This window comes from Campylobacter concisus (assembly GCF_003048555.1).
GTDB lineage: Bacteria > Campylobacterota > Campylobacteria > Campylobacterales > Campylobacteraceae > Campylobacter_A > Campylobacter_A concisus_AO.
The window spans coordinates 1-10,287 of record NZ_PIRR01000047.1; the positions used below are offsets into that span (position 1 = coordinate 1).

At 36.5% G+C, this 10,287-nt stretch carries 11 protein-coding genes; all 11 read right to left on the reverse strand.

The window, feature by feature from the left end:
• Window positions 1–314 precede the first annotated feature (314 nt).
• A complete protein-coding gene (locus CVS92_RS07795; protein ID WP_234398719.1) occupies window positions 315–572 on the reverse strand; it encodes a hypothetical protein in 258 nt (85 codons plus the stop codon).
• A gap of 135 nt (window positions 573–707) precedes the next feature.
• Entirely contained in the window at window positions 708–1,535 is an 828-nt protein-coding gene (locus tag CVS92_RS07800; RefSeq protein WP_107710276.1) for an ABC transporter permease, read from the reverse strand.
• Window positions 1,528–2,181: an ABC transporter ATP-binding protein gene (locus CVS92_RS07805; protein WP_054197251.1), complete on the reverse strand. Its 654-nt coding sequence runs from the start codon at window positions 2,179–2,181 to the stop codon at window positions 1,528–1,530. The genes CVS92_RS07800 and CVS92_RS07805 overlap by 8 nt, the downstream gene beginning before the upstream one ends.
• A gap of 9 nt (window positions 2,182–2,190) precedes the next feature.
• The gene (locus CVS92_RS07810) at window positions 2,191–3,090 is read right to left on the reverse strand and encodes a NapH/MauN family ferredoxin-type protein (RefSeq protein ID WP_103644287.1); all 900 of its coding nucleotides are present in this window, start codon (window positions 3,088–3,090) and stop codon (window positions 2,191–2,193) included.
• 2 nt (window positions 3,091–3,092) lie between these two features.
• Window positions 3,093–3,554: a c-type cytochrome gene (locus tag CVS92_RS07815; RefSeq protein WP_107789063.1), complete on the reverse strand. Its 462-nt coding sequence runs from the start codon at window positions 3,552–3,554 to the stop codon at window positions 3,093–3,095.
• Complete coding sequence (locus CVS92_RS07820; RefSeq protein ID WP_084109872.1) at window positions 3,554–4,102, reverse strand: c-type cytochrome; 549 nt, start codon at window positions 4,100–4,102, stop codon at window positions 3,554–3,556. Before CVS92_RS07820 ends, CVS92_RS07815 begins: the two co-directional genes overlap by 1 nt.
• Window positions 4,099–4,776 carry a 4Fe-4S dicluster domain-containing protein gene (locus CVS92_RS07825; RefSeq protein WP_107789064.1) on the reverse strand — a complete coding sequence of 226 codons (678 nt, stop codon included), beginning with the start codon at window positions 4,774–4,776 and terminating at the stop codon, window positions 4,099–4,101. The genes CVS92_RS07820 and CVS92_RS07825 overlap by 4 nt, the downstream gene beginning before the upstream one ends.
• Window positions 4,769–6,025, reverse strand: coding sequence for a nitrous oxide reductase family maturation protein NosD (locus CVS92_RS07830; RefSeq protein WP_107789065.1), 1,257 nt, complete (start codon window positions 6,023–6,025; stop codon window positions 4,769–4,771). The genes CVS92_RS07825 and CVS92_RS07830 overlap by 8 nt, the downstream gene beginning before the upstream one ends.
• On the reverse strand, window positions 6,018–6,773 hold the full coding sequence (locus CVS92_RS07835; protein WP_072595072.1) for a cytochrome C: 756 nt from the start codon (window positions 6,771–6,773) through the stop codon (window positions 6,018–6,020). Before CVS92_RS07835 ends, CVS92_RS07830 begins: the two co-directional genes overlap by 8 nt.
• Window positions 6,774–6,856: 83 nt before the next feature.
• Window positions 6,857–9,445, reverse strand: a complete 2,589-nt coding sequence (gene nosZ, locus CVS92_RS07840) for a Sec-dependent nitrous-oxide reductase (RefSeq protein ID WP_107789066.1) — start codon at window positions 9,443–9,445, stop codon at window positions 6,857–6,859.
• Window positions 9,446–9,457: 12 nt separating this feature from the next.
• A partial coding sequence (locus CVS92_RS07845) for a hypothetical protein (protein ID WP_234398720.1) occupies window positions 9,458–10,287 on the reverse strand: 830 nt, incomplete at its 5' end.

The window sequence follows — 10,287 nt, forward strand, 5'->3', positions numbered from 1 at the left end:
GACTTATCAGTTACAAAAAGGAGGGTCCATTTAGGACGATGAAATAGTATTGTTTAAGCATAAATTTTAATAAAATTTTTAGTTAATAAAAAAGAAATTCCAAGTAATACTAAAGTAAATTTAACTTTAAAAAAGCCATATTTAATAAATTTCTTTTAATTAATGCAAGTACAAAAATTAAAATAGCTAGTTTTTAGGCACAAGCTCTAATACATTGCAAGCTCGCTTGCTGCCCATCTTGCAAGCTTTATCAAGAGCATTTGCAGAAAGATCAAAGCTTTGCTCAGTACCATTTCCTTGAAGATACTTTGTCGCTAGCTCATAGCAAGCAGCGATTTAAATATCTCAAAAGATTTTTGCGTATCTTTTTCTGCGCCAAGGCCACGCCCTAGTATATCTGCATAGATAAAGCAAGAAATTTTATCTTTATTCTCACACTCACTTGAAAGCTTTTTTGTAAAGCTCTCGCAAGCTTTAGCGTTACTTTTATTAATGCACTCTTGCACATTTATATCCCAGTTTGCATTCAAAGAAATAAGAGCAAATGCTAAAAATAAAATGGATTTTTTCATAAATTTCCTTGGAAGAAGTTAGCTCCCTTTGGGGGAAAGGGAGCTATTACAAAAAGGAGGTTTCTTGTTGGACAAGTGGAATAATACAAGTTTCGTCTAAATTTAAAACCAACTTTTCTTTAACAAAAAACAATCTCAAACCAAATCTTTTTTACTAAAGGCAAAATAGCCACAAACTAGCAAAATAATGCCTAATAAGAGCGGATAAATAATCGCATAAGCTACAAATGTCGCCTTTGGAAAGGTGCTTAAAATAAAATAAGATGCAGTACCGATAACCGCTAAATTTGGATCAAAAAGACTAAGCGCTGCTATCCTGAAAAGCTCTATCGGATTTAGTATAGCAATAGCGTAAATAACGTACTCATCAACCGAGCTTCGCATAAGAAGTCCAATTAATGCTAGATCAATAAATGCTAGCATTATAAGCCAAAGTAAAAACGCTACGCCTTGGCCTGTCTCTTGATTTTTAATCACGCTTGAGATAAAAAATCCAAGCGATAAAAAAATGATGCTTAAACTAAAAAGTAGTCCAAAATAAAGTGTTAATACACTCCAAGGTATCGCAACACCTTTTATAAGACCAACAACAACACAAAGCAAAAGAGCAAACAAAAGTGGCACAAAAACAACAAATGTACGGCCCAGTGCCTTACCAAAGTAATACTCTCTAAGGCTTAGCGGGAAGCTAAGTATGTATTCAAGCAAATTTGTATCTCTATCTTGATTTATGCTTCTTACGGTTGAGATGAGAATAAAAATAGGCACAATGATGACGCAAATTTGAATAAACAAAAGCAGTGCTCTAGTAAGCCCAGAAAAGCCGAGCACACGTGAGTCGGTCACGCCGCTAAATAAAAATCCTATCATCAAAGCAGAAAAAAGCGCAGCATATATCACAAACCATCTTGAGCGAAAAGACTCTTTTACATCAAGCTTTGCTATTAAAAAAAGATTATTCACTCTTGCTCCTTAAATTTTCTTCTTTGATTATCTTGCCAAGATCCATATAGACGCATCTATCTAATAAATTTGCTATCTCATCGATACGGTGTGAAATAAAAACAAGTGTTTTGTTTTGTGTAAAATTATCAAGTAAATTTTTAAAAGAAAGCCTTGCTTTCACATCAAGATTTGCCGTTGGCTCATCAAACATCAAAATTTCACTATCCTTAGCAAATGCAATGGCTATTAGCATCTTTTGTTTCATGCCGCCAGAGAGCTTATAAAATGGCTTATTTAAATTTGCATGCAGATCAAGCTCTAAAAGCTTGCTAAATTTCTCAATCTCTTCAAACTTTACATTTGAGCTTTTACAAACAAACTCACAAAGCTCGCGTAGGTTAAATTTAAGCGGTGGCGGGGTTTGTGGCACAAATGAGATAAATTTCAATGCCCCTTTTCTATCTTTTAGAGTATTTACGCCATTTATCGCGATGCTTCCGCTATTTGGGATAAACTCGCCTAAAATGATACGCATGAGCGAGCTTTTGCCAGCTCCATTTTGTCCAAGTATTGCTATTTTTTCACCAGATTTTACGTTTAGGCTAACATTGTCAAGTATCCTTTGCGAGCCAAAAATTTTAGTTACTTCTTTTATATCTATCAAAAATTTTCCTTATATGAGTTTTTTAAAGCCGTTGTCAAATTTCAGTGCATCTTGATGACACACATCAATACACCTACCACAAAGCGTGCAATCAGCGCCAGCTATCCTAAAGATATTTTTGCTCTCGTCAAGCTTTGCCCCTTTTTTTGTCATAAAAAGTACGTGAGGCACTAGACAAACATCAGTGCAAACTAAGCAGTGATCACATTTTTCTTTATCCCAGCTAACTTTTATGGCATTTGGTTTAGCTAGCACCGAGTAAGTAGCTCCAATAGGACAGACATACCTGCACCAAGCTCTACGTGAGAAGAAAATTTCAACCATAAGCATAGCCACAACGAACCAAATAGCATGAAAATAGCCATAGATAATAAATCTTGAAAAAATCCCAACAACATTAAAAATTTCAAATGTAAGGCTTGCACTAGCAAAGCTAAGGGTTAAAAATAAAATGGTGAAAACATATCGCCACTTTGTGTCAAAAACTCGTGGTTTTACTATCTTTTTAGCGCGTAAATTTTCATGGATCTTCTCAGCTATTTCGCTTATTAATGAATAAGGACAGATCCAAGAACAAAAGCCTCTACCGCCAAAAATGATATAAAATGCCAAGATACTAAGTGAGCCAATTATTAAATTTACATGGATTTCATGCGTCGCCAGAAAAACTTGCAGGCTCATAAAAGCATCTGCCAAGTGAAAACCAAATATCCTTGACGCACTGATGTCGCCTTCTAAAATTTGTATATCAACTCTATATGAAAGCACAAATAAAAGATGAACTAGAATAATGCTAAATATGCGCCAAAAACGTATACTAGGACGCTTCTTGCCATCTTTTGTAGTTGTGATTAACGTGCTTAGAAAGCTTACATTTCTAATTGTCGCACGAGTGTTATATTTGTCCATTTTTACTTTTTAAATTTAGAAATTTCATCTGCAAGGCTTTCAAGCTCGCTATCACTAACATTTGTAAGTAGTCCCTTCATAAGCGAGTTTTGCACCTTGCCAGCTTTATAATCAGCTAGCTTTTTAAGCAATTCATCCTTACTTAGGTGTGTTATATCGGGAGCTACGACACCTTTTGCATTTGCACCATGGCACGGAGCACAAGTTGTTAGATACTGCTTGCTAACGCCTTCATTGTGTACTTTAGCCACACTTAGACTTAGCTCTTTTACCTTTTTTAGCTCATCTTCGCTGGCAAATTCTTCACTAGACTTTGGCTGCTCTTTTGTAAAATTTTGCTCTACTTTTGGCTGAGTATTAGTTGCTACTTTTTCCTTTTTAGGCGGAGTCTGGCTTAACATAAAAACCATGATACCGCAAATTGCTGCTGCTAAAATAATGGTTATAATCTTTCCTACTTTCATTATTTGCTCCTAAATTGTGTATTAAAATCACTGATTTCTTTAGCTAAATTTCTGATTTCACTATCATCCATTTTTTTAACAAGATCTCGCATCAAGACATTGACTTTTTCTTTATTTTTATAAGCATTTATCATTGTATAAATTTCATTTTCACTTTTTGTTAAAAGTGATGGCCCGATGATACCATTTGCGTAATCATCGTGACAAGCTGAACATTTTGTAATGAAATTTTTGCTAAGTCTGCCCTTTATAAGTCTTAAATTTATAGTTTGAAGAGGGGTTCTTACCATTGCTAAAGCACCGATTTGACGGCTTACGTTATTATCTTCAAGTCCAAATTTTACGCTCTTTTCGCCGTGCATATCGTATTTTATGAAGTCATTTTGTTTATTTGTACTTTGGTTATTTTCTTTTTTTTCAACCTTTATGCTAGCACTCGTGGCTACATTTATTGGTTGCTCGCTAGCTGCTTTTTGCGCTTTGTCATCACTCTTTTCACAGCCGACAAATAGCAAAGCAGCAGCCACTAAGGACATTATTAATCTCATTCTTTCTCCTTATAAATTTCATCATAACTCATTTTTGGGGCAATATTTATAATTTTTACAGGGCAAACCTCAGCACATACCCCACACCCAATACAGCCATGCTTTATAAGCGGCAAATTTGCTTCGCTCATTACTATTGCACTATCGCCAACTGGGCAAATACTGACACAAAGGTCACAAATTTGACCGATTTTGCCTTTTATCTTATCTTTTTCCGCCTCTTCCCTATCGTTATAAACTTTGCGGACAAGTAAATCTTCAACGCTATCTTCGCTTAGTTTTTCTCTTTTTAGGCACATACAGGCATTTGCATTACTCAAGACAGCAACGCCCATTTTCACATCATCAACGACTTTTGTAGCATGATCTAACGCACCGCTTGGACAGGCGAGCACACATGGGAAAAGATCACATAAGTAGCAACCTCTCTTTTTAGGATCGATGTATGCTGTACCATTTGAATATCCATCTTTTATATCAAGCAAACTTATACTGTGATAAGGGCATACCTGCACACACTGACCGCATTTGACACAAAGATCATCAAAGTCATCAACCGCGCCTGGTGGTCTAAGATAGAGTTTATCACCGCTACTTTTTGGCAAAATTTTACCTATGCCATATCCTGCGGCAGCTGCGACTGAGCCTAAGATTATAAATTTTCTTCTATCCACGTTTTGCCCTTAACGCGTTAAAATTTGAAGCATCGAGTGGTTTTATCCTTGGCGTGCTATCTTCAAGTAGCTTTACTGGCTCAGAAAATGGCGCGAGTTTAGCTAAGAAATTTAAGATACTAAAGACACTTGAGCCATAGAAAAACTGCAAATTCGGATAATACTGCCAAAGCTGATCGGCATATGATAGATGCATAAACGGCGTATCACCATAGCCATCTTTATCTCTATCAAAGCTCTCATACTCATCATAATAATTTTTACTCCACCGATTTAATGCCATTTTATCGCCTGGAGTGTCGTTCGCAACGATATCCATATTGCCTATAAAATCATTATTTTCAAATATGCTTGTCCCCTGAGTAGCGTGAAAATATACGCCAACTACGTTGTGTAAAATTTTATTGCCTAAGAAATTTATCGTTGAGCCTGGCTGAAACGGCGAGTTATCAAGCAAAATTCCTCTCGCATTATAGATAAGTGTATTATTTTCGATAGTAAAATTTGAAACATCTTTTAGACCGATACCAATACCAAAAGCGCCGTCACTATCCATAACAAGATTATTTTTTATATTTGAGCCAGCCGAATACATAAAAAACATACCGACTGCATTGCCGATAAAATCATTGTTTTCGACTAAATTTTGATTTGCATACATAAAATGAAGCGAGTATCTACCGCGGATCGCTTTATTTTTAAAAAATTTATTGTGGCTCGCATACCATGCAACCATATCGCGGCTATCATAAATATAATTGCTCTCGATTAAATTTTCATGGCTATACCAGAGTCTAACCGCATCACCTCTAAAGCCAAGACTGGCCCCTTTTTTAGAAGTGATGTTATTTTCAGTGATCTTTGAGCTGCTGCACTCTTTAAAATCAATCCCAAAAAGCACATCACTCAAGTCATTTTGCGTAATCAAGACATTATTTGCTTTATCACAGCCAATGCCAGCATCTAGCTCACCAAGGTCATTTCCGCTACCGCTTATCTTTAAATTTCTAAGCGTAACATTTGAGGCAATAATCTTTACAACTGTACCTTTACCATTTCCTTTTATGTGAGCGTTTTTGCCCTCGCCAACGATACTAAGCGGCTTATTTATAGTTATGCTTCCTTCATAGATGCCGTCCCCTAGCTTTATAACATCGCCAGGGCTAGCGTTATTTATTGCATCTTGAAGGATATTTGCAGAGCTAAAAATAGGCAAGAAAGCAAGGGCAAAATTGAAAATTTTACGCATTTAGCTCTTTTTTCTTTGAAAATACTGCAAGTATGCAAAATACACTCATAGCAATCATAACCCAAAATCCGATACTTGGATAAGAGTGAGTTGTAAATTGTGCAACGCTACCATCGCCTAAAACTGTTGGCATAAATGGTTTAATCTTAAATGCGCCCCACTCTTGCATATTGTGTCCATACCAGTAAAGCCATCCTGCAAATGCACTCATAAATAGCACAGGTGCGATAATCGTTGGAACCATAAGAAGTGAGTTAAATTTACCATTGTAATACAAAAATGCAAGCATACAAAGAGTTGAAATAAGCAAATAATAAGGTGCTATCGCTCGCTCTAAATTTCCGCCATGCTCCATAGGATACATACCGATGTAGTGATTTATCGTATTCATCTCATGCACGTCGCCACTATATCCATCTACGTGAAAATATACAGGAATTCCATCAGGAAAGGCTGATTTTGGATAATTTGGAGCTTCAAGAGAGACGTACCAGATAGGAAAAGATGGCGTACCAATCTCTGCTTTTTGCTCGATCATCTTATGAAGATCGCTTGCTACATCTTTTGATAAAAGGTGATTTTTATACTGAAATGAGCTATAAAGATTATAGATACCGTAAGTATAAGATGGTAGTTCATCACCATCAGCTATACGCTCTTTTGCTCCGTGCCAACCAAGAACAGGCAAAGTAAAACAAACAGTCATTAAGACAAGTGCAACAATGGTATAAATTTTATATTTACTCATGATCTCTCCTTTAAATTTTAAAATTTCATCTGCTAAAAATAAAATTTTAAAATTTAAAAAGGGGCAAAACGCCCCTTTAAAAACTACATACCAGCGTTTTCATCTACCCATTTTAGGTATTCGATGATATTTTTGATCTCTTCATCACTCATATGCTGATTTGGCATTCTAAGATTAAAGTAATCAATCATTGATTTAATGTAGTCGTCATTATAGAACTTAGCAGGATCTTTGATAAATTCTGCTACCCATTTTTCACCATTTTCATGTCTTAGTAAAACGCCTGTTAGGTCTGGACCTGAGCTTACTTGACCGATAACGTGACAACCATTACAACCGCCTTTTAGATAAGCCTCTTCACCTTTTGCAGCAGCTGGACTCATCGGAGTTGCGATCTCTTTAGCTAGGTTATTTTTAGCTCTTAAGCCAACGTCAGCTGTTTTAACCATGTATTGCCACACTTGGTACTCCCAAAGGATAGCGCCGTTTACGTCGCCTTTTTTATAAGCTTCGTCAGCTTTAGCTTTTACCTCTTTGATGTGGCCGTATTGATCAAGTGCGTCATCAACTAAAGCTTTTACTTTTGGATATTTCTCATAATGTTTCTCTTTTAGGTACTTAACAACCTCTTGGATAACATCGTCAGTTGCCTTATTAGTTGCGATTACTTTGTCGTATTCAGCTTTTAAAGCTTCTGGGCTTAGAGTTTTTAGCTTGTTATTTTTTGCAGATTCATATTTTTTACTTGGATCTTTAACAAGTAAATAACCCATCATCTCTAGGTGAAGCGCTGAGCAAAACTCGGTGCAGTAGTATGGGAAGACACCTTCCATATCAGCTACGAAATTTACTGAAGCAGTTTTGCCAGGCTCTAGTGAAGCGTGAATGTTGTAAAGGTCAATACCAAAGCCATGAGTCTCATCTTGAGCGCGTTCTAGGTTTGTTAGGTGAATTGTTACATTATCGCCTTTATTTACCTCGATGTGCTCTGGGTTGATGTGGCTTCTGATCATTGTCGCATAGACAGTTACATTTTTACCATTTCTCTCAACTCTTTCTTGACCAGCTAGAGTTGCATATGGGCTAGCCTCGCCTGTTCTTGAGTTTGTACCCATATTGTAAGTAAGCGCTGGGTTTAGTTTGCTAGCAGCTATTGAAACAACATCGTGTGGCTCGCCAAGTGGGATTGGCATATCATAGATTAGATCCATTTTTGCACCAGTGATGTCTATTAGCTGGTGATTTTGTGGATGAAGTGGGCCAACTGGGCTAAAGCGATCGATTGAAAGTTTATCAAGAGCGATTGCATATTTACCAACTGGTTTTGCTGATTTGCCTTCCATTGTATCAAGGTGGCCGATATTGTAGTGAACATTTATCTTATCAAGCACTTTTAAATTTTTATAGTCCCATTTTACGATTTGACTATCAACGTAAAGTGAAGTATAAAGTACGCCATCTTGTGAGTCAAATGATGTATGCAGTGGTCCAAGGCCAAGTTCTACTTGTCCGTGCATTGTTTTTTCTCTATCTAAGATAGGAATTCCGTATGGGTCAGTACCAGCATACTCTTTTTTATCGATTAGCTCTTTGATCTTTCTAAAGTCATAAACTGATGCGTGAGTATCAAGCTTGCCGCCAATAATAATGTATCTACCATCTGGAGTTACGTCACAACCATGTGGGCTCTTTGACTCTGGGATCAAAAATAGCGCACCTGCTTTTACAGCAGCGTCTATTGTAACTACCTTGTGACCATTTATAACTTTATAGTTTTTCTTGTCTTGAACAAGTTTTTCTAAAATTTTCCAGTTATAAACGTGTAAGAAGTCAGTGTCATTTCTACTTGCACCTGCTTCAAATGGAGGAAGACCTTTTTCGATACCGCCGGTATACATCTCAGTATTTATTGAGTTTGTAAAGCCCCAGCCGTAGCTCTCGCCCTTACCAGCATCGCTTAGATCTTGCCAGTATGGTGGAAGCTCAAGAGAGAATGACTCTTTCTCGTCGATCTTACCTTTTGGATAGTCAAATTTCCAAAAAGTTACAGCACCTCTATAGACTGCTTCATAGTCGTCTATTGAGTGGTAGTTGTTATCAAGCGGAGCTGCATATTGGCTAGCTTCGATAACATACTCGCTATTTGGGGTGATGAAGCTACCGCCGTGCTCACTCTTCATGATAGGGTTTACAACGATTTGAGTTGTTTCAAAGTCATGCAAATTTATAACTGCGATTCTTGGGTTAGCTTTATCGTTGATAAATAGATAATCACCAACATACTCACCATTTTTCTCACTAAAATTTGGGTGGTGTGTATCGCCCCATGTTATCTCTTTGCCCCTGATGTTGCCTTGTTTCAAAACAGCTTTTGACTCATTGTCATAGCCATACCCTTGCCAAGGCTCTGGTGTGAAAACGCCGATGTATTTATAAATTCTCATCGACGGAACGCCATAAACTAGCACTTGACCGCTTTGCCCACCAGATGAAAAGACGATGAAATCATCTTTTTTACCGCTAGGCTGATAAGTTTTAGCAGCTGCAAGGACATCTTTTTCGCTTAGCCCACGCTCTTTCATGACTTTTTCAAGGTCACTACTAGCAGCACAAGCAGTCGTTAAAGATAGCCCAAGCAACGCAGCACTTGCGACACAAAATAACTTTTGCATTTACTCTCCTTTTTAAAATGAATTTATCTCTAAACTCTTTATCTCATTGTCTAAATTTACGCCATTTAAGACGCCTTTATCTATAAAAATTCTTTTTATCTCATTACTAAAAAGAGCCTTTTGCCCTTTTAGCTTAAGATCTTTGTCAAATTTATAGACTACTCCATCCCCATCACCTATAAAAATTTCATCCTCCATACACGCAAGAGCTGAAATTTTAGATTTTAAAACTTGCTTTTTGATTCCACTTTTAAAATCTAAAATTTCTCCATCTCTAAAGCCAAGCAAAATATCATTCCCCTTAAATTTACAGGCGCTAAGCGGAGCAAAGCCAACACGTTTTTTCTCTTTTAAATTAAGCTCTTTATCAAGCAAAAATGCTTTGCCATTAAAGCTTGTAAAAAATAGTTTGTCATCAATTGGCAAAAGACTTGAAATTTTATAAACATCTTTATAATTTTTAGTTAAAAGTTTATTTAGATTTTTATCAAAAACGCCTATGCTGACTTCATTTGCCATATCGCAAGCTACGTAAATTTTATTTTTAATTGCCACAATTTGTGAAATTTTACAGCCAACATTTGGCATGGCAAATAAAAAATTTCTCTCATTTGCCACTTCAATAATCTCATTGTTTAAATTTGCGATATAAAAGGATTCTCCATCATTTCCGCACTCTTGATTTTTATAAATCGTCTCTTTTAGATCCAAATTTTTAATCTGTCCATCTTTTATAAAAACGATGCTTTGGTTGTTTTCATTAATAAAGCAACCTAATTGCTGGGCAAAAGCTGTTATTAAAAACAAACTTATACAAAGCAGAAATCTCATAATCCAAGGCA

Excerpts from the sequence above, each read along its gene's own strand:
- CVS92_RS07795 (WP_234398719.1), bottom strand. The coding sequence starts at position 572 with ATGAAAAAATCCATTTTATTTTTAGCATTTGCTCTTATTTCTTTGAAT.
- CVS92_RS07810 (WP_103644287.1), bottom strand. The coding sequence starts at position 3,090 with ATGGACAAATATAACACTCGTGCGACAATTAGAAATGTAAGCTTTCTA.
- CVS92_RS07815 (WP_107789063.1), bottom strand. The coding sequence starts at position 3,554 with ATGAAAGTAGGAAAGATTATAACCATTATTTTAGCAGCAGCAATTTGC.
- CVS92_RS07820 (WP_084109872.1), bottom strand. The coding sequence starts at position 4,102 with ATGAGATTAATAATGTCCTTAGTGGCTGCTGCTTTGCTATTTGTCGGC.
- CVS92_RS07830 (WP_107789065.1), bottom strand. The coding sequence starts at position 6,025 with ATGCGTAAAATTTTCAATTTTGCCCTTGCTTTCTTGCCTATTTTTAGC.
- CVS92_RS07835 (WP_072595072.1), bottom strand. The coding sequence starts at position 6,773 with ATGAGTAAATATAAAATTTATACCATTGTTGCACTTGTCTTAATGACT.
- nosZ (WP_107789066.1), bottom strand. The coding sequence starts at position 9,445 with ATGCAAAAGTTATTTTGTGTCGCAAGTGCTGCGTTGCTTGGGCTATCT.